The sequence below is a fragment of the Micromonospora globbae genome (genome assembly GCF_003610785.1).
Lineage (GTDB): Bacteria > Actinomycetota > Actinomycetes > Mycobacteriales > Micromonosporaceae > Micromonospora > Micromonospora globbae.
Genome location: NZ_RAQQ01000007.1, coordinates 161985 through 185632 on the forward strand (window position 1 = coordinate 161985; position 23648 = coordinate 185632).

Here is a 23648-nt window from a genome sequence, read left to right on the forward strand (position 1 = left end):
TTCGCCTGCTCATTCCACGCCCACCAGGAGCGGGTAGTGCGGCTGCCCGCCCGCGTACGCCTGCACGTCGACGAACGGCCACCGTCGGGCGACGTGCGCTTGCACCGCCTCCACGAGACCGGCCGGTGCGTCGGCCCCGGAGATCAGGGTGACGAGTTCCCCACCCCCGCCGAGCATCCGGTCGACCACCGCGACACACGTGTCGACGAGGTCGGTGCCGATGAGGTGCACCTCTCCCTCGACCAGGGCGAGCACGTCACCGGCCCGGCAGGGCCCCGCCACCGTGAGCGCCTCCCGGCTGGCGTAGCAGACCTCGGCGTAGCGGCACGCGCCCGCCGCCTCCGCCATGGCGATGACGTCGTCCTCGAAGCGGCGGCCCGGGTCGCGGACCGCCAGGGCGGCCAACGCCTGCACCGGGGACCGGGTGGGCACCACGCTGACCTTGACGCCCAGCCCGTGTGCCTCCCGCGCGGCCGCGCTCGCCACCGCCTCCGTGTCCGGGTCGTCGGGCAGCACCACCACCCGGGCCGCGCCGGTGGCCCGGATCGCGTCGAGCAGCTCGCCCGTGGAGGGGTTGCCCGGCACCACCTTGGCGCCCTCACCGCCGAACAGCTCGGCGATCCCCGCCCCGGGCGCCACCACCACGGCCGCCCGGCCGTCCGCCCTCGGGGCCGGGGCCTGGTCGGCGAAGCGCGTCACCGAGATCCGGTGCGGCCGTCCCGCCACGACCCCCGCCTCGATGGCCGCCCCGACGTCGTTGACGTGCACGTGCACGTTCCAGGTGCCGCCGCTGTCGTCGCCGACGATCACGAGGGAGTCGCCCAGCCCGGCGAGCACCGCCCGCATCCGCTCGACCTCCTCGCGGCCGGCGTCGAGAAGGAACTGCACCTCGTAGGCGTAGTCGTCGGAGCCCGTCTCGCGGACGGTGACGGGCGGCGGGGCGGGCGCCGTGCGCGGCGCGGCGGCCGGCCGGGCCGGCCGCTCCCCGGTGACCACCTCGACCAGGACGTCCAGCAGCAGGCAGAGCCCGCGTCCACCGGCGTCGACCACACCGGCCCGCGCGAGCGCGGGCAACTGCTCGGGGGTACGCGCCAGCGCGGCGGCGGCCTCCCGGGCCGCGGCGCCGGCCACCGCTGGCAGGTCGTCGGTGTCCGCCCGGTCGGCGCCCCGCGCGGCGGCGGCGACGACCGTGAGCAGCGTGCCCTCGACCGGCCGGGCCACCGCCGTGTAGGCGGTGGCGGCGGCGGCGCGCAGCGCGGCGGCGAGCGCCCGCCCGCGCACGGCCGGCACGGCGCCGGCCGCGTCGGCGAAGCCGCGCAGGATCTGCGACAGGATCACCCCCGAGTTGCCCCGGGCGCCGAGCAACGCGCCTCGGGCCATCAGCCGCAGCGCGTGCCCGTGGGGCGTGGCCTCGCCGTCGGGGAGGGTGTCGAGGTCCATGGCGAGCGCCTGGTGCGCCGAGGTGAGCGTGAGCACCAGGTTGGTGCCGGTGTCGCCGTCGGGCACCGGGTAGACGTTGAGCTGGTCGATCTCGGCCTGGTGCCGCTTGAGCGCGGCCAGCCCGCCCACACACCAGCGGCGCACCGCGGCGGCGTCGAGGGTGTCCAGCACGGCCGAAAGCCTACTGGCGCGCACCGACGCCCGCCGGGCTCGTCGGGACGTGTCCGCCGGGGGCCGCTATCCTGGCGGCGGTTCCGCCTCCGGCGCGCGGGCCCGGGCGACCGGCGGCGCTGGTAGCGGCCCGGTTGGGCGGGCCGGCCGCTCATCGGGTAACCTGGCCAGGTTGCCCGGGCAGCGCCTGCCGCCGGCGACCTCATGAACGTTTCAAACCCAGGAGTATCCCGTGGCTAGCGTGTGCGACGTCTGTGGCAAGGGGCCGGGCTTCGGCCACAACGTGTCCCACTCGCACCGGCGGACCAACCGCCGCTGGAACCCGAACATCCAGTCGGTGCGTACCCCGGCCGGTGGTGGCACCACCAGGAAGATGAAGGTCTGCACCTCGTGCATCAAGGCCGGCAAGGTCACCCGCGCCTGACCCGGTAGCGGACACTTCCCAGACAGACGACAGCCGGCGGACCGAACGGTCCGCCGGCTCTTGTCGTACCCGCACCCGCCGACCCGCTGTGCCACGGCCGCTGTGCCCGCCTCCCGAACGCGCGCTGACGGGTACGCGACGCCCCATGGACCGGGGCCCTACGTCCGGTTAGGGTCTCCCTGCGCCGAGTGCCGGACCGTCCGCCGGCGCCGACCACGGGAGGGATCGTGCGGGATCTGGGCCGCGAGCAGATGATCATCGTGGGGACCTCCCACGGCATGCTGCGCTGGTTCGTCGACGACCTACCGGCCGACAGCGTGGTGCTCATCGAGGAGCCGGACGTGATCCGGCGCCGCGACGTCGACGGCCTCGCCGAGCGGCTGCCCTTCATCTCCCGCCTCGTGGCCGCCGAGTACCAGACCGGCCTGGACGCGGCCGCGCTGCTCGCCCGCGATCCCGCGCTGGCGTCGGCCCGGCTCGTGATGCCCGGCCTGGAGTACGCGGTGGGCGCCGCCGCCCGGCTGGCCGACGCCCTCGGTCTGCCCGGTGCCGGGGTCGAGGCCGCCGACGTGTTCACCGACAAGCACCGGATGCGGCTCGTGGCGGCCGGGGCCGGCATCGTCAACCCGGCCTTCGAACTGGTCGACGACCCGGAGCGCGCGGCCGCGTTCGCCCGCCGGCACGGCGGCCGGTGCGTGCTGAAGCCCACCCGTCGTTCCGGGAGCCTCGGCGTGCAGATCCTCAACGACCCCGAGCAGGTGGCCGCCGCCTGGGCCGAGACGGCCGCCCCGGAGGACACGCCGGACGCCACCGACCGGGGGCTGCCCACCGACGTCCTCGTCGAGCAGGTGCTCGACGGACGCGAGCACAGCGTCGAGCTGCTGGTCGTCGACGGGGAGGTCATCTTCGGCAACGTCACCGACAAGCGGGTGCAGCCCGGGCGACGCCCCGTGGAGACGGGGCACACCGTCCCGTCCCTCCTGCCCGGCGACGTCCAGCGGGCGCTGCTCGACGCGGCCACCCGGCTCGCCGGTGCCGCCGGCTTCCGCACCGGCGTCCTGCACAGCGAGTGGATGGTGGCCGACGGCGTGCCGGCTCTCGTCGAGTGCGCGGCCCGCCTCCCCGGCGACATGATCACCGCGCTGATCTCGGTCGCGTACGAGTGCGGGTTCATCGAGGCGTACCTGCGGGTGCTGCGCGGCGAGCGGCCTGAGCCGCCGGTCCTGCCGGTGCGGCCGACGGGCGGGGCGGCGGTGGAGTTCCTGCTCGCCCCGCAGGGAACGGTCACCGGGATCGACGGCGTACGGGCGGCCCGCCGGGTGTCCGGGGTGCTGAACGTGCAGCTCGACGTCGGGGTGGGCGACACGGTCGGCGAGGTGACCCACTCGCTGGCCCGCAGCGGGCACGTGCTGGCCTGGGGCGCCGACGCGACCGAGGCGACCGCGTCGGCGGCCAAGGCCGCCGAGCAGGTCCAGATCGTCACCGGCTGAGCGCGGCCCGCACCTCGCGGGTCAGAGCGTGCGGCCGTACGACAGGCAGCCGGGCGCGTCCTTGTAGAAGCCGAAGTTCGGGATCCGCTCGTAGCCGGCCGAGGTGTACATGGCGACGGCCTCGGGCTGCCGGTCGCCGCACTCCAGGATCATCCGCTTGCGCCCGTGCTCCCGCGCGGACCGTTCCACGGCCGCCAGCACGGCACGCGCCACGCCCCGGCCACGGGCCGCGGGATCCGTGTACATCCGCTTCAGCTCGGCCACCTCGCCCGTGTCGCCGTGGCTGCGCCAGCCGCCGCAGCCCACCGGCTCCCCGTCGAGGTGGGCGACGAGGAAGGCGCCGGCCGGCGGGACGAACTCGGCCGGGTCGACCGGCGTCTCGTCGCCGCTGCCGCCGTACCGCGCGCCGAGGTCGGCCAGCGCGGCCCGGATGAGCCGCTGCGCCACCGGCGAGTCGAACGGCACGAGGCGAATCTCGATCTCACTCACCGGTAAAGGGTACGACCAGCAACGACCCTTACCGGAAGTGGTCCCAGCCGGCCGGTCCCGCGTACGGCTCGCCGTCGACGGTCACGCCCGACCCGTCCACCACCCGGCCGATGGGCCGCCACTGCGGCGGCAGGGCGACCTCCGGCGGGAACGAGGCGACCAGGGCGTGATCCTCGCCACCGCCGAGGATCCAGGTGTACGGGTCGGCGCCGAGCGCCTGCGCCGCGTCGCGCATCTGCCGGGGCACCTCGAAGGCGTCCCGCCGCACGTCGATCCCGACACCGCTGGCCCTCGCCACGTGCCCCAGGTCGGCCACGAGGCCGTCCGACACGTCGATCATCGAGGTGGCTCCCAGCTGGGCGGCCTGCGGCCCCGCCGCGTACGGCACCTCCGGCCGGCGGTACGCCTCGACGAGCAGCCGGGGCGTCCGGAACCCGCGGGAGAGCACGGTGAGCCCGGCCGCCGCGTGGCCGATGCGGCCGGCGAGGGCGACCACATCCCCGGGACGCGCCCCCGACCGCGTCACGGGCGGACGGCCACCGAGGTCGCCGAGCGCGGTCACGGCGATGGTCAGGGTGGGGCTCGCGGACATGTCGCCGCCGACCACGCCGGCGCCGACCGTGGCCGCCTCGGCCGCCAGCCCGTCGGCCAGCTCCTCCGCCCAGCCCGGGTCCAGCTCCGGCGGCATGCAGAGGGCGACCAGCAGGGCCGTCGGGCTGCCGCCCATGGCCGCGATGTCGGCCAGGTTCGCGGCCGCCGCCCGGTGACCGATGTCCCGGGCACTCCCCCAGTCCCGCCGGAAGTGCCGCCCCTCGACCAGCACGTCGGTCGACGCCGCGACCCGGCCGTCCGGGGCGGCGATCACCGCGGCGTCGTCACCGGGCCCCAGCAGGGTGGCCGGCCCGTGCGCCAGGCGGGCGGTCACCCGGTCGATCAACCCGAACTCGCCGATCTGCGCGACGCTCAACCCGCCACCCTCGTTCCGCTCCCGCCGCCCGGCCCCGCCGTGCTCGCTCACCGCTTCTCCTCGACCACCGATAGGGATCGGACCTGCACCGTACGGTAGTTTCACCCTTCAGGCCGCTTCGCGCGGCGACGGAGGGAGGTCGAGTCGTGGTACAGGCGTACATCCTCATCCAGACCGAGGTCGGCCGCGCGCGAGACGTGGCCGGCCGCATCGCGGACCTCGCCGGCGTGGTGCGCGTGGACGCGGTCACCGGCCCGTACGACGTGGTCGTGCTCACCGAGGCGAACACCGTCGACGAGCTCGGCAAACTCATCGTCAGCAAGGTGCAGATGGTGCCCGGCATCACCCGCACCCTCACGTGTTCGGTGGTGCGCCTGTAAGTGGACAAGATCACTACTACCTCCGTCGACGCGCAGACCGACGAACGGCCGGACGCGACGGGCGACCGACCGGGCCCGGACCGGACCACCCGCCGCGCCGCGCTGATCGCGGCCCTCGTCGCGCTGCCGATCACGCTGCTCGTGGGCGGGCTCACGTTCGCGCAGCTCGCGCCGGACGAGCCCGCGGCCGACCCGACGCCGTCGGCGACGGCTCCGCGCGTCCAGTCGACCGCGCCGGTCGAGATGGCGGCCCCGGCGCTGGCCGAGCGGCCGGCCACACTCTGCCGCGCGCTGCTCTCGCAGTTGCCGTCCAGCGTCCGCGACCTCCCGCAGCGCCCGGTGACCGCCGGCCCGGAGCAGAACGCCGCGTACGGCGACCCGGCGGTCACGGTGGCCTGCGGTGGCGCCGAGCCGACGATCCCGGCCACCTCCGACGTCTGGGTGGTCAACAAGGTCTGCTGGTACGCGGACGAGCAGTCCGAGGCCACCGTGCTCACGACGATGGACCGGGAGACCGCCGTGACGGTCCGCGTCCCGCGTGCCTACGAGCAGCCGTTGCAGTGGGTGGCCCCGTTCTCCGACACGATCGTTGCCTCGGTGCCCTCCGGCGGCGACATCCCGGCCGGCTGCCGGGGCTGACGCCGGCGCCCCGGCACAGGCCGGTGCCTCAGTGCAGGCCGGCGCCCCGGTTGAGGGCCGTGCGGATCAGGCGGTCCACCAGCTTCGGGTACTCCAGGCCGGAGGCCGCCCACATCCGCGGGAACATCGACGAGGGCGTGAACCCCGGCATGGTGTTGATCTCGTTGAGGTAGACGTCCAGCTCGGGCGTGACGAAGAAGTCCACCCGGGCCAGTCCGGCGCAGTCCAGGGCCGTGAACGCCCGCACGGCGTACTCCTGGACCTGCCGGGCCACCCGCTCGGGCAGGTTGGCGGGGACGTCGTACTCGCAGACCTCGTCCGAGTCGATGTACTTCGCCTCGAAGTCGTAGAACTCGTGGTCGGCCACGACCCGGACCTCGGCGAGCACCGACGCCTCCGGCGTACCGCCGGCCTCACCCTCCAGCACGCCGCACTCGATCTCCCGGCCGACCACGGCGGCCTCGACGAGCACCTTCGGGTCGATCTGCCGGGCGACGGCGACCGCCGCGTCGAGCTGCGCCCAGTCGCTGACCTTCGTGATGCCGAAGGACGAACCGGCCCGGGACGGCTTCACGAAGACCGGCAGCCCGAGCCGTTCCTTCTCCGCCTCGCTGAGGGTCATGCCGTTGCGCAGCACCGCGTACGGACCGATGGGGATGCCCTCGGCGGCGCAGAGCTTCTTGGTGAACTCCTTGTCCATGGCGGCGGCGGACGCGAAGACGTTCGCCCCGACGTACGGGATGCCGGCCATCTCCAGCATGCCCTGGATGGTGCCGTCCTCCCCGTACGCGCCGTGCAGGACGGGGAAGACCACGTCCACGTCGGCGAGCGCCCGGGGCCCGTCGACCGGGTCGAGCACCATGAGGCCGTTGCCGGTCGGGTCCGCGCGCAGCACCAGGTCGACACCGGACTGCGCGGTGATCTCGGGCAGCCGCCGGGACTGGATGGCGAGGCTGCCCGGGTCGCCGTCGGTGAGGACCCACTGCCCCGCCCGCGTGATGCCGACCGGCACGACCTCGTACTCGTCGGGGTCGAGCGCGCCGATCACGCTGCCGGCGCTGACGCAGGAGATGCCGTGCTCCGGGCTGCGACCGCCGAAGACGACGGCCACGCGGGTCTTGCCTGGGGTGGTCACTCCGGTCACCTCTCCGGTCGGCTGCGCTGGGTTGCTCACCGGTTGACCTTACTGTGCGTGGCGGCGAGACGAGGGCGATACCCGGCGAGACGCGGCAGACCCTCGAAACCGGTCAACGAGCGCACACGGTGCGTAATCACCCCGGGCGCGCGCTGGTCACAGCGGGGCGGTCGGTGCGCCGCTCCGTCCGCCGCCCCCACTACGCTGCCACCCTGTGAGTTCCGACGCGCTCCTCGACAGCCTGCGGGCGGCGGTCGACGCACGCCCGGAGGACGTGCCGCTGCGCCTGCACCTCGCCACGCTGCTGCTCGACGCCGACCGGGGCGGGGAGGCCATCGCCCACATCGGTCAGGCGCTCGCCCGGGATCCGGGCAACGAGGCCGCGCAGGCGCTCATGCAACGGGCACTCGGACCGGTGCCCCCGCCCCGGCCGGCGCCGGACGCGGCGTCGGCGGCCGATCCCGGTCCGGCCACGGCGGCGCCCCGACCGCCCGCGCAGCGTCCGGCCCCGGCCGGGCCCGGCGGTGACCCACTCTCGGCGTACGAGCAGGAGCTGTCGGACGTGGTCCCGCCGCGCTTCGTCCCGACCGGCGACGAGCCGGAACCGGTCGCCGGCGAGCACGACCGGCTGTACGACGTGGAGACCTCGACCCTGCGGCTGGCCGACGTCGGCGGCATGTCGGCCGTGAAGGAGCGGCTGGAGCTGGCCTTCCTCGGCCCGCTGCGCAACCCGCAGCTGCGGAAGATGTACGGCAAGAGCCTGCGCGGCGGCCTCATGCTCTACGGTCCGCCCGGGTGCGGCAAGACGTTCCTCGCCCGGGCGGTGGCCGGCGAGATGGGCGCGAAGTTCGTCTCGCTCTCCATCGTCGACGTGCTCGACATGTGGCTGGGCAACTCGGAGCGCAACCTGCACGAGCTGTTCCAGGCGGCCCGACGCAACGCGCCGTGCGTGCTGTTCCTCGACGAGATCGACGCGCTGGGGCACAAGCGTTCCCAGGTCAGCTCCAGTTCGATGCGGACGCTGGGCAACCAGCTGCTGGCCGAGCTGGACGGCATGGAGGGCGACAACGAGGGCGTCTTCGTGCTGGCCGCCACCAACACCCCGTGGGACGTGGACCCCGCGCTGCGCCGTCCGGGCCGGCTGGACCGCGTGGTGCTCGTGCTGCCGCCGGACGCCGAGGCCCGCGCCGCCATCCTCGAGTACCACCTGCGGGAGCGGCCGATCGCCGGCATCGACCTGCGGCGGGTGGTGGCGGCCACCGAGGACTACTCGGGGGCCGACCTGGCGCACCTCTGCGAGACCGCCGCCGAGTACGCCATGGCCGACTCCGTCCGCAGCGGCGAGGTGCGCATGATCGAGCAGCGGGACCTCGAACGGGCGCTGAAGGAGGTCCGGCCGTCGACCCGGCCGTGGATGGCCACGGCCCGCAACGTGGCGATGTTCGCCAACGAGGGCGGCGTCTACGACGACCTGGTCGCCTACCTCAAGAAGCGCAAGCTGCTCTGACCGCGTCCGGCCGTGGCGCGCGCCCGGCCGGTGGTCACTCGCGGGCGTGCCGGCGGCCGACCGCGATCACCTTCACCCGCTGCCGGCCGGCCCGCACCATGCCCAGGGCCATGAAGGCGCCCGCGATGCGGTCGGCCGCCTCCCGGCTGCTGGCGCCGACCACCTGGCGGCGCCGCTCCGGGCAGGCCCGCTCGTCGCGGCCGGGCCCGTCGAACGGGCGCACGTCGGTGAGCACCACCAGGAAGCGGGTCATGGCCGGCTCCCGGGGTGGTCGGGGTGGACTTGCGGACCGGTACGCACGCTCACTCCCTCCGCCAGGGGGACGGCGCGGCACGCGGCGACCGGGCACGGGGGAGAAACCCGATCGCCGCGCGCCCCATCCCCTCCGGTCGCTCACCGCCACCGTCGCCACGACAACCGGCGGTGAGGACGCGGTAACAGATTGACAGGTGCGCAGCCATGAATGCAACTCTCACCGGCGTTCTCTCATGTATACATTCCCAAAGATGTATGCGACCATCGATGCATGGCGCCGAAGACCGCTCGCGCCCGCCGACTCGGGCTCGCCCTGCGTACGCACCGGGAGGCCGCCGGCCTCACCCTCGAGGCCGCGGCGGACGAGATCAACAGCACCCGCAGCACGCTCTCGCGCTACGAGAACGCGCAGTCCCCGGTGAAGCCGGCCACCGTACGCGCGCTGCTCACCCTCTACGGAGTCGCCCCCGACGAGGTCAACGCGGCCGTGCAGCTGGCCAAGGACGCGCGCAAGCCCGGCTGGTGGGTCTCCTACTCGTACCTGCTGGACCGGCGCACCATCGACTTCATCGCCCTGGAGGCCGAGGCGACCGGCATCGCCAACTTCGAGCCCTCGGTGGTGCCCGGCCTGCTCCAGACGGCCGACTACATCCGCGGGGTGATGCGCGGCGGGCCCCACACGCTCAGCGACGAGGAGGTCGAGCAGCGCGTCAAGGTGCGGCTCGACCGCCAGGAGCGGCTCACCGGCGATGCCCCGCCCATCCTCGACGCGATCATCGACGAGGGCGCGCTGCTCCGCCCGGTCGGCGACCGGTCGGTCATGGACGGCCAGCTGCGGCACCTTCTGAAGATGTCCGAGCTGCCGAACATCACGGTCCAGGTGATCCCGCTGGCCGCCGGCTACCACCGGGGCACCCGCGGCTCCCTGCACATCCTGGAGTTCGCCGACCCGGAGGACCCGATCATCGCCTCGGTCGAGACGGTGGCCGGTCAGATGATCCTCGACCGCCCGGGCGACCTGCGTACCTGCACCAAGATCATGGAACACCTGCGGACGGTCGCGCTCAGCCCGACGGGCAGCCGCGACCAGCTGCTCCAACTCCTGAAGGGACGGTAGGGACGATGACACCGACGATCAGCGCGGCGCTGGCCGCGGCCGGCTGGCGCAAGAGCAGCCGCAGCGGTGACGAGGGCGCCTGCGTGGAGGTGGCGGTGATCCCCGAGCTGGTGGCCGTACGCGACTCAAAGGACCCGGACGGCCCCGCCCTGCTCTTCCCCCCGGCGGCCTGGACCGCCTTCGCGCAGGCGCCTCCGCGCCGCTGACCCCGCGCGACCGGCCGTCGGTGGGCGGCGGCCGGTCGCCGGTGACCCGGCCGGCCACCGGTGGGCGGTGGCCGGCCGTTCGCCGTCGCCCGGGGCCGCGCCGGCGGGGCCGCCGCTCCGGTGCCGGGGTGACGAGGAACGCGGCGACGCTCAGGCCGGGCGGCGGGCCGTGACCGCGGTGGCCTCCAGGTCCTCGTCGTGCCGCACGCCCGGCACCAGTCCCGCCGCGGTGAGCGCCGCGCACAGGGCCTCGACCTGGCTCTCGGCGGCCTCCACCACGAGATGCCCACCGGGGGCGAGCCACTCGCCCGCCCCGGCGGCCACCCGGCGCAGCACGGCCAACCCGTCGGCACCACCGTCGAGCGCCACCGGCGCCTCGTGCAGCCGCGCCTCGGGCGGCAGCAGCGCCACCGCCTCCGTCGGCACGTACGGGGCGTTCGCGACGACGAGGTCCAGCCGGCCACGCCAGTGCGGCGGCAGCGGCGCGAACAGGTCGCCCGTGAAGACCGGGACGTCGAGGCCGGCGAGGTTGCGCCGGGCGCAGGCCACCGCCGCCGGGTCGATGTCGGTGGCGGCGAGCCAGCGCGGCGCGAGCCGGCGGGCCAGCGCGAGGGTGGTCGCGCCGGAGCCGCAGCAGAGGTCCACGACGGCCGACGCGGGACCGGTCACCGCCGCCGCGGCGGCGACCAGCAGGGCCGTACGACCGCGGGGCACGAAGACGCCCGGGTCGACGGCGACCCGCAGCCCGCAGAACTCGGCCCAGCCGAGCAGGTGCTCCAACGGTTCGCCGGCGATCCGGCGCGCCACGAGGTCGGCGAGCGCGGCCGGGGAGTCCGCGCTGTCGAGGAGCAGGTCCGCCTCGTCCTCGGCGTAGACGCAACCGGCGGCGCGCAGCCGCCGCACCAGGGCGGGACGGTCGATGGGAGTGGTCATGGAAACCTCCGGGGACACTCGTCGGCGCCCCGGGCCGCCGCTATCGGCGCGGCGTGGACTCGGAAGGGAGCGCCGGTCCTGCTGTCGGGCGGATCGGACTCACCTCCTCGGGTCGGGGCCGCGTGTGCGGCCACCGGAACGATACCCGGCCGTGGACGGCGTCAGCTCGCCGGGCCGGCGGCGTCCAGCGCGGCGGCGATGTCGGCCACCAGGTCGGCGGTGTCCTCGATCCCGCAGGAGAGCCGCACGAATCCGGGCGAGGTGTCGTCGCCCCACTGGGCCCGCCGGTCGGCCGTCGTGTGCAGGCCGCCGAAGGACGTGGCGGCCACGACCAGTCGGGCGGCGTCGACGAACCGGGCCACCCGGTCGGCGTCCCCGAGGTCGAAGGACAGCACCCCCGGCATCCGCCGCATCTGCGCCGACGCCACCGCGTACGACGGATCCTCGGGCCGGCCGGGCCACCGCAGGCCGGTCACGTCCGGGCGGCCGGCGAGCAGCGACGCGACGGCCTCGGCGTTGGCGGCCTGCCGGCCCAGCCGCAGGTCCATGGTGGCCAGTGAGCGGTGGGCGAGCCACGCGTCGAACGCGCCGGGGATCGCGCCGGTGGCGTTGCGCCAGACGGTGACCGCCCCCAGCAACTCGGGCGACCGGGTGGCGAGGTAACCGAGCAGCAGGTCGGAGTGGCCGGTGAGGGCCTTCGTGCCGGAGGCCGCCACCAGGTCCGCGCCGAGGTCCAGCGGCCGCTGCCCCAGCGGCGTGGCGGTGGTGTTGTCCACGGCCACCAGGGCGCCGGCCGCGTGCGCCCGCTCGGCCAGGTCGGCCACGTCCACCACGTCGAGCCCGGGGTTCGCCGGCGTCTCCAGCAGGACGAGCCGCACCCCGTCCAGCGACGGGTACGGCCCGGCGGTGGGCGCGAGGAGCACGCGTACGCCGATGGCCTCCAGCGCGGCGCTCGCGAACGCGCGCACGGTGTAGTACCCGTCGGCGGGGAGCACCACGGTGTCGCCGGGACGCAGCACGGTGAGCAGCAGCCCGGTGATGGCGGCCTGCCCGCTCGCGAAGACCCGGCAGTCCCCACCCTCCAGCTCCCCGATCGCGGCCTCGAGCAGCCGCCGGGTCGGGTTGTCCGGGCGGCCGTAGCCGTTCGGCGCGCCGGCCGGCCCCTGCCACGGGTCCAGGTGGTACGGCGCGGCGAAGACCGGCCCGGGCAGGAACGGCTGGCCCGGCACCGGCTCGGGCAGACCGGCGTGCACGCAGCGGGTGCCGTCACCTGGTTCGTTCATCGGTCCTCACTCGTACGACTCGGGCTTGGCGGTCCGGCTCATCAGTGTGTCCACGGCGATGCGCGGGTCCATCCCCTCGTGGCAGATCCGCTCGACCTGCTCGGTGATGGGCATCTCCACGCCGTGCGCGCGGGCCAGGTCACGGATCGACAGGCAGCTCTTCACGCCCTCGGCGGTCTGCCGGGTCGCGGCCTGCGCCTGCTCCATCGTCTCCCCCCGGCCCAGGTGCTCCCCGAAGGTGCGGTTGCGGGCCAGCGGCGAGGAACAGGAGGCCACCAGGTCACCCATGCCGGCCAGGCCGGCGAAGGTGATCGGGTCGGCGCCGAGCGCCACGCCGAGCCGGGCGGTCTCGGCCAGTCCCCGCGTCATCAGCATGGCCCGCGTGTTGTCGCCGAAGCCCATGGCGGTCGCGATGCCGTACGCGAGGGCGATCACGTTCTTCACGGCGCCGCCCAGCTCGCAGCCGATCACATCGTCGTTGGTGTACGGGCGGAGGTACGGCGTACGGATCGACGACTGCACGAGCGCCGTCCGCCGGCTGTCCGTGCCGGCGACCACGGTCGCGGCGGGCTGCTCGGCCGCGATCTCCGGCGCCAGGTTGGGGCCGGAGACGACCACCACCCGGTCCGCCGTCACTCCGGCGGTCTCGACGATCACCTCGCTCATGCGCTTGGTGGTGCCGAGCTCGATGCCCTTCATGAGCGACACCAGCGTCGCGTCGGGGTGCACGTACCCGGCCCACTCGGCGAGGTTCGCGCGCAACGTCTGCGACGGCACGGCCAGCACGACCAGCTCGGCGTCGGTGATCGCCTCGGCGGCGTCGGAGGTGGCGGTGACCCGCTCCGGCAGGACCAGGTGCGGCAGGTACTCGGGGTTGCGCCGCTCCGTCCGGAGGGTGTCGGCCACCGGCTGCCGCCGCGCCCAGATGGTCACCTCGCGGCCGGCATCCGCGAGGATCTTGGCGAACGCGGTGCCCCACGAGCCGGCACCCAGCACCGCGACGTGCCCACCACGCCCGCTCACGCCGCCTCGCCCTGCTGCTGGCGCTGCGGACGGCTCGAACGCTCCCAGAGCGGCGGCGGCGTGCCGCCGCGGATCTCGGCGAGCATGTCCCGCAACCGCAGCATGATCGTGTCGGTCATCTCCTCCAGCGTGCCCCGGGTGGGCGACGCGCCCTCCCACCGGCTCAGGTCGATCGGCGGGCCGGCCACGACGGTCACGGGGATCCGCGGCCGCAGGCTGATCCGGGCCGTACGCGGGTCGAAGATCCGCTCCGGGCCCCACATGGCCACGGGTACGACCGGGGCGCCCGTGAGGAGCGCGAGCCGGGCCGCACCCGTCTTGCCCTTCATGGGCCAGAGGTCCGGCTCCCGGCTGGTGGTGCCCTCCGGGTAGATCACCACGGCGTCGCCGCGGCGTACCGCCTCGACCAGCTTGTCCAGCGACCGGGCCGCGTCGACGGTTCCCCGCTCCACGGGGATCTGCCGGCAGCGGTGCAGGATCCAGCCGACCACGGGCACCCGGAACACGCTCGCCTTGGCGAGGAACTGCGGCCAGCGGCCGGCGTCGTAGATGAAGTGCGCCGAGACCAGCGGATCGGCGTGCGACAGGTGGTTCGCCACGATGATGACGCCGCCCTCGCGGGGCAGGTGCTCCATGCCACGCCACGTGCGCCGGGTCCACACGACCATGATCGGCTTCACCAGCACCGCGGCCACCCGTGGCCAGAATCCCAGTCTCCGCCGTGCCACCGCGCCTCCTCGTGCCGCCGGGGTCCGCGCACCGGACCCGCCGGCGCTCCCCGCAGCGGAAATCATGCCTGCTCCCCTGTGCCGCGGGCCAGCGAGGGTGCCGCCGACCGGCTGGCAGGATTGCGGCTGTGAGTCAGCCGAGGTGGGCCGTCGTGGTGCCGGTGAAGCCGCTGTCGGCCGCGAAGAGCCGCCTGCGCGGGGCGCTGCCGGGCGTACCGCACGAGGAGCTTGCGTTGGCCCTGGCGGCCGACACGGTCGCCGCGGTGCGCGCGTGTCCCGTGGTCGCCGACGTCCTGGTAGTCACCGACGACGCCCGGGTGGCCGCGGTGGCCCGCGAGAGCGGAGCCCGGACGCTGCCGGACCTGCCGGCCGCCGGGCTGAACGCGGCGTTCCGCCACGGCGCCGCCGCCGCGGGCGGCGGGTGGGTGGCCGGCCTCACGGCCGACCTGCCGGCCCTGCGTCCGGCCGAGCTGGCCGCCGCGCTGGAGGCCGCGCAGGACGGCCCGGCCGTACGGCGGTACGTGGCCGACGCCCCCGGCGACGGCACCGTGCTGCTCACCGCACCGCCCGGGACGCCGCTGGAGCCCCGTTTCGGCGTGGCCTCGGCGGCGGCACACGCCGCGAGCGGGGCGCTGCCGTTGACCGGCGACTGGCCGACCCTGCGCCGGGACGTGGACACCCCGGCCGACCTCGCGGCCGCCGCCCGGCTCGGGCTCGGGCCCCGCACCGCGGTGCTCGCCGCGGGCTGTGCCGCCGGCACGCCGGGCTGACCGGCCCTCCGGTGTACGGTGCTGGCATGCAGGGCACGGTGGCCACCTACGACGCGGCGACCCGCAGCGGTGTGCTGCTCCTCGACGACGGCACCGAACTGCCCTTCCCGGCACGCGCCTTCGACGCCTCCGGCTTGCGCCTGCTCCGCCTCGGGCAGCGGGTCCGGGTGGAGCGTGACGCCTCCGGCGAGGTGGTACGGGTGACGTTGCCGACGATGAGCTGACGAGGTGCCGCCAAGTTCATTTTCCGTTTACCGGAATCGGGTGATTATGAGCGGGTGAGCACCCCTCGCGAGCGACCCGCCACCTCCTCGACCGACCCGTCCGGGGCCCGCAACGGCACCCGCCTTCGCGGCACCGACGGCCGCTTCCGGGCCGACCGGCCGGCCGACGGCGACGAGGACCGCGTCGAGCACACCCGGGCCGCCCGCACCGACGTCCCCGCGGCCGACGCGGCGTCCGCCTCCTCCGGTCTGGAGGAGGTGCTGGACCCGGTCGCCGAGGCGGGCCCCGCGCCGGTACGCCCCGACGGCGAGCAGACCGCCCCGGCGCTGCCCGAGGACCGCTTCCTCAACCGGGAACTCTCCTGGCTCGACTTCAACGCCCGGGTCCTCGCGCTCGCCGAGGACCCGCGTACGCCCCTGCTGGAGCGGGTCAAGTTCCTGGCCATCTTCGCCAGCAACCTCGACGAGTTCTACATGGTCCGGGTGGCCGGCCTGAAGCGCCGCCTGCAGGCGGGCCTGCCGGTCCGCGGCGGCGACCGGACGCCCCTGCGGACGCAGCTGGCGCTGATCGCCGAGAAGACCGCCACCCTGGTGGCCCGGCACGCCGCCTGCTTCGTCGACGACGTCCTGCCGAAGCTCGCCGACGAGGACGTCCGCATCATGCGCTGGAGCGACCTGGACGACGACGAGCGGGAACGGCTGCGCACGTACTTCCGGGAGCAGATCTTCCCGGTGCTCACGCCGCTGGCGGTGGACCCCGCGCACCCGTTCCCGTACATCTCGGGGCGGTCGCTCAACCTGGCGGTGGCGGTCCGCGACCCGGACGGCGGGTCGGAGCTGTTCGCCCGCGTGAAGGTCCCCAACAACGTGCCCCGCTTCGTCCGGGTGCACCGGGACCGGCCCGGGGTGCGGATGCTTCCCGTCGAGGACCTCATCTCGGTGCACCTGGGCCAGCTGTTCTCCGGCATGCAGGTCGTCGAGTGCCACCTGTTCCGGGTCACCCGCAACGCCGAGGTGGAGGTCGACGAGGACCGGGACGAGGACCTGCTCCAGGCGCTGGAGCGGGAGCTGGCCCGCCGCCGGTTCGGGCCGCCCGTACGCCTGGAGGTGGCCGCCTCGATCAGCGACCACATGCTCGACCTGCTCGTCCGTGAGCTGGACATGGACGACCAGGACGTGCTGCGGGTGCCCGGCCTGCTCGACCTGTCCGCGCTGTGGCAGTTGTACGACGAGGCGGACCGGCCGGACCTGAAGGACAAGCCGTTCGTGCCGGCCACGCACCCCCGGCTCACCGAGGGGGAGGTGCCCCGCAGCGTCTTCGCCACCCTGCGCGACGGGGACATCCTCGTGCACCACCCGTACCACTCGTTCGCGACGAGCGTGCAGCGCTTCATCGAGCAGGCCGCCGCCGACCCGAACGTGCTGGCCATCAAGCAGACCCTGTACCGCACCAGCGGTGACTCCCCGATCGTCGACGCGCTCGTCGACGCCGCCGCGGCCGGCAAGCAGGTGGTGGTGCTCGTCGAGGTGAAGGCCCGCTTCGACGAGGTGGCCAACATCGGTTGGGCCCGCACGCTGGAGCGGGCCGGCTGCCACGTCGTGTACGGCCTCGTAGGCCTGAAGACGCACTGCAAGACGGCGCTCGTGGTGCGGCAGGAGGGCAACCAGATCCGCCGCTACTGCCACATCGGCACCGGCAACTACCACCCGAAGACCGCCCGGCTCTACGAGGACTTCGGCATGCTGACGGCCGACCCGGAGATCGGCGCCGACCTCACCGACCTGTTCAACGTGCTCACCGGTTACAGCCGGCAGACGGCGTACCGGCGGCTGCTCGTGGCGCCGCAGGGCATCCGGCGCGGCCTCGTCGAGCGGATCGAACGCGAGATCACCCACGTCCGGCTGGGCATGCCGGGCCTGGTCCAGTTCAAGGTGAACGCGCTGGTCGACGAGGCCGTCATCGACGCCCTCTACCGGGCGTCCCGGGCGGGCGTCCACGTCGACCTGCTGATCCGGGGGATGTGCGCGCTGCGGCCGGGGGTGCCGGGCCTGTCGGAGAACATCCGGGTCCGCTCGATCCTCGGCCGGTTCCTGGAGCACTCCCGCGTCTTCCGGTTCGGCAACGACGGCGACGGGGAGATCTGGATCGGGTCGGCCGACCTCATGCACCGGAACCTGGACCGGCGGGTCGAGGCGCTGGTGCAGGTGACCGACCCGGTGGCCCGCGCCGAGCTGGCCCACGTGCTGACCGAGGCCATGAGCCCGGACGTGGAGGCGTTCGAGCTGGCGGCCGACGGCACCTGGACGCGCCGGGCCGGCACGGCGGACGAGCCGCGCGCCCACCTTCAGGAACTGCTGCTGAGCCGGGTCGGCGGCACCGCGGGCTGACCGGCCCGGGCATAGGCTGACGGGGTGACTCGACAGCGGCGCCGAGGCGCGGCCCACGGCCTTCCCGCGCGCCCCGCGCCGGACGACGCCGCCGGCGGCCCGGACCTCGTCCCGGCCGCCCGTACGGTGCCCGCCCCACGGCTGCGCCGGCCGGCGAGCGCCGGAGGGCCGCGGTGACGGAGATCCGGGCGGCCGGCGGGGTGGCGTGGCGCCCGGGGCCCGAAGGCGTCGAGGTCTGCCTCGTGCACCGGCCCCGCTACGGCGACTGGTCGTTGCCGAAGGGGAAGCTGGAGCCGGCCGAACACCCGCTGGTCGCCGCGGTCCGCGAGGTCGCCGAGGAGACCGACGTGCGGGCGGTGCCGCAGGTCCGGTTGCCGTCGGCGCGCTACCGCAGCGAGGGACGGCCCAAGGTGGTCGACTACTGGTCCATGCGGGCGGTGGCCAACGGCGGGTTCCAGCCCGGCACCGAGGTCGACGACGTGCGCTGGCTTCCGGCGGACGAGGCGGTGCGGCTGGTCAGCTACCCGCACGACGCCGAGGTGCTGGGCGCGTTCGCCGCCCTGCCCCCGGTCACCGCGACGGTGCTGCTCGTGCGGCACGGTCATGCCGGCGCCCGGGGCACCTGGTCCGGCCCCGACACCGGGCGCCCTCTCGACGCGGAGGGGTGGGCGCAGGCCCGTGCCCTGGCCGAGCTGGTGGCCCTCGTACGCCCCGCCCGGCTGCTCTCCGCGTCGGCCCGGCGGTGCGTCCAGACGCTCGACCCGGCCGCCGCCGCCCTGGACCTGCCCATCGAGGTCTGCGGCGACCTCGACGAGCCCCGCCCCGGCCAGCAACGCGACGAGCGGTCCCTCGCCCTCGCCGGCCGCCTCGTGGAGCTGGCGCGGGCCGGCGGCCAGGTCGCGGTGTGCAGCCAGGGCAGGGTGATCCCGGGCGCGCTGGAACGGCTCACCGGCCGCGTGGGTGCGGACTTCACGACCCCGAAGGGCGGCGGTTGGCTGCTCGCCTTCGCGCACGAGACGCTCCTCGCCGCCGAGCGTCTCTGACCCGCGTTCCCCACGCGTGCCCCGGCCGTCGTGGCCCCCGGGCCGCGGTGGGCGGCCTCAGACCGGCGGCAGGGTGAGGGTCACCACGACGGGCAGGTGGTCACTCGCCGTGCCGGGCGGCGCCGCCACGTCACCGGGACGCAGGCCCGGCGTCACGAACACGTGGTCGATCTGCTCGCGGGGCCGGTCGGCGGGGCTGGTGGGCAACGGCCGGGCCGCGGCCAGCGCGTCCACGAGCCCGGCACGGGTGAACTCCGCGAACGCCGCGTCGCCGGGCTCGGTGTTCATGTCCCCCGCCACCACCAGCGGCCGTCCGCCCGCGTACGCGGTCGCGAACTCCGCCACCGCGCGGGCCTGGACGACCGGTTGGCGGCCCGGTGGCGGTTGCAGGTGGGTGCTCACCACCGCCGGCCGTACCCCGTCGCCGAGGTCGACGGTGACCGCCAGGGCCTGCGCGCCGGTGGGTGCGCCGACGGCGGGCAGCGGAAGGGTTCGGGGGGCGGTGACCGGCCAGCGGCTCAGCACCGCGTCGCCCCAGAGCGGATCGGCGGCGGGTGCGAAGACGTACGCCATGCCGAGCCGGTCGGCGAGCAGGTCGAGGGTGTCGTGCCCGCCGTTGAGCAGCCAGCCCCGGTCGACCTCGCTGAGCACCACGACGTCGGGGTCCTGCCGTCGCAGGATCCCGGCCAGGCCCGGGAGGTCGAGGCGGCCGTCCAGCCCGAAGCCCATCCGGATGTTGTACGCCGCCACGGTCAGGCGGGCGGGCGGGCCGCTCCGGTTGCCGACGACCGCCACGTCGTCGGCCACCAGGGGGGCGAGCAGGGCCAGCGCCGTGACCGCCGCGGTGGTCCGGACGGGAGGCAGCGCCCGGGGTGCCGGATCGCCGACGGGACCGGCCGTCAGGGCGACGGCGGCCACCAGCCCGGCCACCGCCACCGGCACCCAGCCGTTCGGGTAACCGAGGTCGTAGGCGGAGTAGTAGGCGACGGCCGCGAGCGCGAACACGAGCATCCCGGCCGTGGCCGCGTACGCCCGGCGGGCCCCCGCCCGGGCGGCGCCGGCGGCCGGGGCACGACCGGCGGTGGCCTCGCCGTCGACGGCCGACCCGTCGGCGGCCGGTCCGTGGGCGGTGTGTCCGGCGTCGACGGCCGGTCCGCCGGTGCCGGCGACCGGCCCCGCACCGGTTCGCGCCAGGCACGCGCCGAGGCCCACGGCGGTGACCAGCAGTGCCGGCAGCAGCAGGTTCCCGCGGTCGAGGGCGAACAGCACGGCACCGGCCAGCAGGGCCGCCGGCCCGGCCGCCCGCGCCCACGGGGACGACACGAACGCTCCCGTGAGGGCGGCGACCAGGAAGACGGCGACCGCGACCGGCAGCGGCGCGAGACCGAGCAGTGGGGACCGGGCGACACCCGGGTCGCCCTGGAGGTACGAGTTGGCCGTGCGGGCGAGCCCCGGGGAGAGCGCCACCATGCCGGACAGCAGCAGCGCCGGGCCGGCCAGCAGCCACGCCCGCGCGCCGCCGGACCCCGACGGTACGGGCCGTCGCGCGTGCCCGGCCAGGAACAGCACCACAAGCACGGCGCTGACCAGCCAGGCCTCCCAACGGCCCCACCAGACCAGGTCGTACGTGTCGAGGACGGCGTGCCCCGCGGCGGCGACGGCCAGCCCGACGGCCAGGCCCGGCACCGGGCGTTCGGTCGTGGCGGCGGTGCCGGCGAGCCAGACCAGCCCGGCCACGAGGCCGGCGGTGGCGAGCCAGAGCTGCGTCCGGCCGCCCGGTGTGGCTGTGAGCGCGAGGCGCGTACCGGCCAGCAGGGCGGCCGCCGCGAGGGTCACCGGGCGGGAGCCGGCGCGGCGGATCAGCGCCGGCGCGGCGAGGGCCAGGACGAACCAGCCGAGGGCGAACGCCCCCATGAGTTCCGCCGGGGTGGAGGCCGCCTGCCCGAAGATGGTGATGATGCCGGGCAGCCAGACGCGCAGCACGTCGGTGAGGAGGACGACGCCCAGCGCGACGAGGGCCGTGGCGAGTTGGCGTTGACGCACCGGGCGCCTCCCGTCGACGCCGGCGGGGGTGGCCGGCACCGCGATTGTCGGCGCGGCGGCGGGCGGGGTCAACGCCTCCGTACGCGCGAAGGGCGCCCACCCTCGCGGTGGACGCCCTTCGTGCCCTGTCGTTCAGCGGCGGGTGGCCGCCTTCTTCGCCGGGGCCTTCTTCGCCGGCGCCTTCTTCGCCGTGGTGCTCTTGCTGGCCGCGGTCTTCTTCGCCGCGGCGGTCCGGCCCGCCGCGGCGGTCTTCCGCGCCGGGGCGGCCTTCTTGCTGGCGGTCTTGGTCGCCGCGGTGGTCTTGGTCGCCTTGGCCGCGGTCTTCTTCGCCGTGGTCTTCTTCGCGGCGGCCGTGGCCTTGGCGCCGGTGGCCTTGGCACCCGTGGCCTTCGCGCCGGTCGCCTTCGCGCCCGTCGCCTTGGCACCGGTGGTCTTGGCGGCCGCGGTGGTCTTCTTCGCCGCCGCCGTGGCCTTCGGCACCTTGCCGCTGGCCACCATCTCCTTGAAACCGGCGCCGGGCCGGAAGGTCGGGACGGACGTCTTCTTGACCTTCACCGCCTCGCCGGTCCGGGGGTTCCGGGCTGTTCGCGCGCCCCGTACGCGCTTTTCGAACGCTCCGAAACCGGTGATCGCCACCTTCTCGCCCTTGGTGACCGCCGCCTGGACCTCAGCGAGGACCGCGTCGAGCGCGGCCGTCGCCGTCTTCCGGTCCCCCAGGCGAACGGCGAGCGCCTCGATGAGCTCGGCCTTGTTCACGACTTCCTCCCGATTGTGCAACTGACTCGACGCGAGCCATTCTGCGCGCACGGTATGCCCTGTGCTGCCGGGACACAAACATTCGGTGGAAAAAAGCCCTTGTGTCGTAACGGATTCGCCCCCACCGGCGCGCCGGTGGGGGCGAATCCGTTGTGCGTGTGGCGCGTACGGCTACACGACGGACGGCAGGAAGGACGGCCGCTTCGCCTCGTAGGCGCTGATCTCGGCCTCGTGCCGGAGGGTGAGTCCAATGTCATCCAAGCCCTCCATCAACCGCCACCGGCTGAAGTCGTCCAGCGGGAACGACCAGGTGGCGTCCCCGGCGCGGACCTCGCGGGCGGTCAGGTCGACGGTGACCGGGGTGGTGGGGTCGGACTCGACGAGATCCCAGAGTTCCTCGACCGCTTTCAATTCCAACTCGACCGGCAGCAGACCCTCCTTGAGAGCGTTGCCGCGGAAGATGTCGCCGAACCGGGGGGCGATGACCGCCCGGAAGCCCCAGTCGCGCAGGGCCCAGACGGCGTGCTCCCGGGAGGATCCGGTGCCGAACTCCGGACCGGCCACCAGAATCGACGCCCCCGAATACGCGGAATCGTTCAGGACGAATGTCGGGTCCTCCCGCCAGGCGCTGAAGAGCCCGTCGGCGAAACCCGTTCGGGTCACCCGCTTGAGGTACACGGCCGGGATGATCTGATCGGTATCCACATTGGAACGGCGCAGCGGCACGGCGGTGCCGGTGTGGGTGGTGAAGCTCTCCATCGGTGTCCCCTCTACAGATCGGCGGGAGCGGCCAGCCGGCCCACCACCGCGGTGGCGGCGGCGACCGGCGGGGAGACCAGGTGCGTACGCCCGCCCCGGCCCTGGCGGCCCTCGAAGTTGCGGTTGGAGGTGGAGGCGGAGCGCTCGCCCGGCCGCAGCGTGTCCGGGTTCATGCCGAGACACATGGAGCAGCCGGCGAAGCGCCACTCGGCACCCGCGTCGGTGAACACCTTGTCGAGCCCTTCCGCCTCGGCGGCCTCGCGGACCGCGGCCGAGCCCGGCACCACGAGCATCCGCACCCCGTCGGCCACCTTGCGCCCGCGCAGCACGTCGGCGGCGGCGCGCAGGTCCTCCAGCCGGCCGTTGGTGCAGGAGCCCACGAAGACCACGTCGACGGCCAGGTCGCGCAGCGCCGTGCCGGGCCGCAGGTCCATGTACTCCAGCGCGCGCCGGGCCGCGGCCCGCTCGGGCTCGGTGACGAACTCCTCCGGGTCCGGCACCCGCCCGCTCAGCGGCGCGCCCTGGCCCGGGTTCGTGCCCCAGGTGACGAACGGCGTCACCTCGGAGGCATCGAGCGTCACCTCGGCGTCGAACGTCGCGCCCTCGTCGGTGGCAAGCGTCCGCCAGTGGGCGACGGCGGCGTCCCAGTCGGCGCCCTGCGGCGCGTGGGGCCGCCCCTTGAGGTACGCGAACGTCGTCTCGTCCGGCGCGATCATGCCGGCCTTGGCGCCCCACTCGATGGACATGTTGGCGACCGTCATCCGGCCTTCCATGGACAGGGCGCGGATCGCCTCGCCGCGGTACTCGACGATGTGGCCGCGGCCCCCGCCGGTGCCGACCTTCGCGATGAGGGCGAGCACCAGGTCCTTGGCGGTCACCCCGGGCGCGAGCTGCCCGTTCACGGTCACGGCCATCGTCTTCGGCCGGCTCTGCGGCAGCGTCTGGGTGGCCAGCACGTGCTCGACCTCGCTCGTGCCGATGCCGAACGCGAGCGCCCCGAACGCCCCGTGCGTGGCCGTGTGCGAGTCGCCGCAGACGATGGTCATGCCGGGCTGGGTGAGCCCGAGCTGCGGGCCGATGACGTGCACGATGCCCTGGTTCTCGTCGCCCAGCGGGTGCAGGCGGACCCCGAACTCGGCGCAGTTGCGCCGCAGCGTCTCGAGCTGGGTGCGCGAGGTCGGGTCGGCGACGGTGAGCAGGTCGCCGCGCCGCGCGCGGAACGCCGGGTCGGCGTAGCCGGTCGGGGTGTTGTGGTCCTCGGTCGCGATCGTCAGGTCGGTACGGCGCACCCGGCGGCCGGCGAGCCGCAGCCCGTCGAACGCCTGCGGGCTGGTCACCTCGTGCAGCAGGTGCAGGTCGATGTAGAGCAGGTCCGGCTCACCGGAGGCGGACCGTACGACGTGCGCGTCCCAGACCTTCTCGGCCAGGGTCCTCGGCTCAGGAGTGACTCCCACCATCTGGACATCCTAAATTCTGGG

Annotated in this window: 24 protein-coding genes; 11 read left to right on the forward strand and 13 right to left on the reverse strand. The window is 74.8% G+C overall.

Annotation, left to right across the window (positions count from 1 at the left end; genetic code table 11):
* Positions 1 to 9: 9 nt before the first annotated feature.
* The gene (locus D7I43_RS11945; RefSeq protein ID WP_120328529.1) at positions 10 to 1611 is read right to left on the reverse strand and encodes a DAK2 domain-containing protein; all 1602 of its coding nucleotides are present in this window, start codon (positions 1609 to 1611) and stop codon (positions 10 to 12) included.
* A gap of 232 nt (positions 1612 to 1843) precedes the next feature.
* Between D7I43_RS11945 and rpmB the strand changes: the two genes are divergently transcribed.
* Together rpmB and D7I43_RS11955 are read left to right on the forward strand one after the other, a co-directional pair.
* Complete coding sequence (gene rpmB / locus D7I43_RS11950) at positions 1844 to 2035, forward strand: 50S ribosomal protein L28 (protein WP_120328530.1); 192 nt, start codon at positions 1844 to 1846, stop codon at positions 2033 to 2035.
* 227 nt (positions 2036 to 2262) lie between these two features.
* A complete protein-coding gene (locus tag D7I43_RS11955; RefSeq protein WP_240032921.1) occupies positions 2263 to 3525 on the forward strand; it encodes an ATP-grasp domain-containing protein in 1263 nt (420 codons plus the stop codon).
* Between the two features lie 21 nt (positions 3526 to 3546).
* On the opposite strand, the gene D7I43_RS11960 is transcribed toward D7I43_RS11955, so the two are convergent.
* Positions 3547 to 4014 (reverse strand): GNAT family N-acetyltransferase, encoded by a 468-nt coding sequence (locus tag D7I43_RS11960; RefSeq protein ID WP_120328531.1) that lies wholly within the window; start codon positions 4012 to 4014, stop codon positions 3547 to 3549.
* 28 nt (positions 4015 to 4042) lie between these two features.
* Positions 4043 to 4981 carry a thiamine-phosphate kinase gene (locus D7I43_RS11965; RefSeq protein ID WP_120328651.1) on the reverse strand — a complete coding sequence of 313 codons (939 nt, stop codon included), beginning with the start codon at positions 4979 to 4981 and terminating at the stop codon, positions 4043 to 4045.
* Between the two features lie 146 nt (positions 4982 to 5127).
* Between D7I43_RS11965 and D7I43_RS11970 the strand changes: the two genes are divergently transcribed.
* The gene (locus D7I43_RS11970; RefSeq protein ID WP_120328532.1) at positions 5128 to 5361 is read left to right on the forward strand and encodes an Lrp/AsnC ligand binding domain-containing protein; all 234 of its coding nucleotides are present in this window, start codon (positions 5128 to 5130) and stop codon (positions 5359 to 5361) included.
* A gap of 9 nt (positions 5362 to 5370) precedes the next feature.
* Positions 5371 to 6000, forward strand: a complete 630-nt coding sequence (locus tag D7I43_RS11975; RefSeq protein WP_240032933.1) for a DUF3515 family protein — start codon at positions 5371 to 5373, stop codon at positions 5998 to 6000.
* Between the two features lie 28 nt (positions 6001 to 6028).
* Here the strand turns inward: D7I43_RS11975 and D7I43_RS11980 are convergent, their stop codons facing one another.
* Positions 6029 to 7135 (reverse strand): D-alanine--D-alanine ligase family protein, encoded by a 1107-nt coding sequence (locus D7I43_RS11980; protein ID WP_120328534.1) that lies wholly within the window; start codon positions 7133 to 7135, stop codon positions 6029 to 6031.
* 214 nt (positions 7136 to 7349) lie between these two features.
* Between D7I43_RS11980 and D7I43_RS11985 the strand changes: the two genes are divergently transcribed.
* Positions 7350 to 8642, forward strand: a complete 1293-nt coding sequence (locus D7I43_RS11985) for an ATP-binding protein (protein ID WP_120328535.1) — start codon at positions 7350 to 7352, stop codon at positions 8640 to 8642.
* A gap of 34 nt (positions 8643 to 8676) precedes the next feature.
* Here the strand turns inward: D7I43_RS11985 and D7I43_RS11990 are convergent, their stop codons facing one another.
* Positions 8677 to 8895 carry a hypothetical protein gene (locus D7I43_RS11990; protein WP_120328536.1) on the reverse strand — a complete coding sequence of 73 codons (219 nt, stop codon included), beginning with the start codon at positions 8893 to 8895 and terminating at the stop codon, positions 8677 to 8679.
* A gap of 273 nt (positions 8896 to 9168) precedes the next feature.
* On the opposite strand from D7I43_RS11990, the gene D7I43_RS11995 reads away from it, so the two are divergent.
* Together D7I43_RS11995 and D7I43_RS12000 are read left to right on the forward strand one after the other, a co-directional pair.
* Entirely contained in the window at positions 9169 to 10014 is an 846-nt protein-coding gene (locus D7I43_RS11995; RefSeq protein WP_120328537.1) for a helix-turn-helix domain-containing protein, read from the forward strand.
* 5 nt (positions 10015 to 10019) lie between these two features.
* Positions 10020 to 10220, forward strand: a complete 201-nt coding sequence (locus tag D7I43_RS12000; protein ID WP_120328538.1) for a DUF397 domain-containing protein — start codon at positions 10020 to 10022, stop codon at positions 10218 to 10220.
* 150 nt (positions 10221 to 10370) lie between these two features.
* On the opposite strand, the gene D7I43_RS12005 is transcribed toward D7I43_RS12000, so the two are convergent.
* The 4 genes from D7I43_RS12005 to D7I43_RS12020 all read right to left on the reverse strand — a co-directional run bounded on the left by D7I43_RS12005 (position 10371) and on the right by D7I43_RS12020 (position 14187).
* Positions 10371 to 11153, reverse strand: coding sequence for a putative protein N(5)-glutamine methyltransferase (locus D7I43_RS12005; protein ID WP_120328539.1), 783 nt, complete (start codon positions 11151 to 11153; stop codon positions 10371 to 10373).
* Between the two features lie 161 nt (positions 11154 to 11314).
* Positions 11315 to 12436: a cystathionine gamma-lyase gene (locus D7I43_RS12010; protein WP_120328540.1), complete on the reverse strand. Its 1122-nt coding sequence runs from the start codon at positions 12434 to 12436 to the stop codon at positions 11315 to 11317.
* Positions 12437 to 12442: 6 nt separating this feature from the next.
* Positions 12443 to 13459 (reverse strand): NAD(P)H-dependent glycerol-3-phosphate dehydrogenase, encoded by a 1017-nt coding sequence (locus D7I43_RS12015; RefSeq protein WP_120328541.1) that lies wholly within the window; start codon positions 13457 to 13459, stop codon positions 12443 to 12445.
* Entirely contained in the window at positions 13456 to 14187 is a 732-nt protein-coding gene (locus D7I43_RS12020; RefSeq protein ID WP_120328542.1) for a lysophospholipid acyltransferase family protein, read from the reverse strand. The genes D7I43_RS12015 and D7I43_RS12020 overlap by 4 nt, the downstream gene beginning before the upstream one ends.
* Positions 14188 to 14315: 128 nt before the next feature.
* On the opposite strand from D7I43_RS12020, the gene cofC reads away from it, so the two are divergent.
* From cofC to D7I43_RS12040, 4 genes are all read left to right on the forward strand, one after another.
* Positions 14316 to 14957 carry a 2-phospho-L-lactate guanylyltransferase gene (gene cofC, locus D7I43_RS12025; protein ID WP_120328543.1) on the forward strand — a complete coding sequence of 214 codons (642 nt, stop codon included), beginning with the start codon at positions 14316 to 14318 and terminating at the stop codon, positions 14955 to 14957.
* Between the two features lie 26 nt (positions 14958 to 14983).
* On the forward strand, positions 14984 to 15181 hold the full coding sequence (locus D7I43_RS12030; protein ID WP_120328544.1) for a cold-shock protein: 198 nt from the start codon (positions 14984 to 14986) through the stop codon (positions 15179 to 15181).
* A 54-nt stretch (positions 15182 to 15235) separates the two neighbouring features.
* A complete protein-coding gene (locus tag D7I43_RS12035) occupies positions 15236 to 17569 on the forward strand; it encodes an RNA degradosome polyphosphate kinase (protein ID WP_120328545.1) in 2334 nt (777 codons plus the stop codon).
* 173 nt (positions 17570 to 17742) lie between these two features.
* On the forward strand, positions 17743 to 18612 hold the full coding sequence (locus D7I43_RS12040) for an NUDIX hydrolase (RefSeq protein WP_120328546.1): 870 nt from the start codon (positions 17743 to 17745) through the stop codon (positions 18610 to 18612).
* A 57-nt stretch (positions 18613 to 18669) separates the two neighbouring features.
* On the opposite strand, the gene D7I43_RS12045 is transcribed toward D7I43_RS12040, so the two are convergent.
* The 4 genes from D7I43_RS12045 to leuC all read right to left on the reverse strand — a co-directional run bounded on the left by D7I43_RS12045 (position 18670) and on the right by leuC (position 23627).
* Positions 18670 to 20655, reverse strand: a complete 1986-nt coding sequence (locus D7I43_RS12045; RefSeq protein WP_120328652.1) for an endonuclease/exonuclease/phosphatase family protein — start codon at positions 20653 to 20655, stop codon at positions 18670 to 18672.
* A gap of 132 nt (positions 20656 to 20787) precedes the next feature.
* Positions 20788 to 21411 carry an HU family DNA-binding protein gene (locus D7I43_RS12050; protein ID WP_192902126.1) on the reverse strand — a complete coding sequence of 208 codons (624 nt, stop codon included), beginning with the start codon at positions 21409 to 21411 and terminating at the stop codon, positions 20788 to 20790.
* Positions 21412 to 21582: 171 nt separating this feature from the next.
* Positions 21583 to 22170 (reverse strand): 3-isopropylmalate dehydratase small subunit, encoded by a 588-nt coding sequence (gene leuD, locus D7I43_RS12055; RefSeq protein ID WP_120328548.1) that lies wholly within the window; start codon positions 22168 to 22170, stop codon positions 21583 to 21585.
* An 11-nt stretch (positions 22171 to 22181) separates the two neighbouring features.
* Positions 22182 to 23627, reverse strand: a complete 1446-nt coding sequence (gene leuC / locus D7I43_RS12060; protein ID WP_120328549.1) for a 3-isopropylmalate dehydratase large subunit — start codon at positions 23625 to 23627, stop codon at positions 22182 to 22184.
* Between the last annotated feature and the right edge of the window lie 21 nt (positions 23628 to 23648).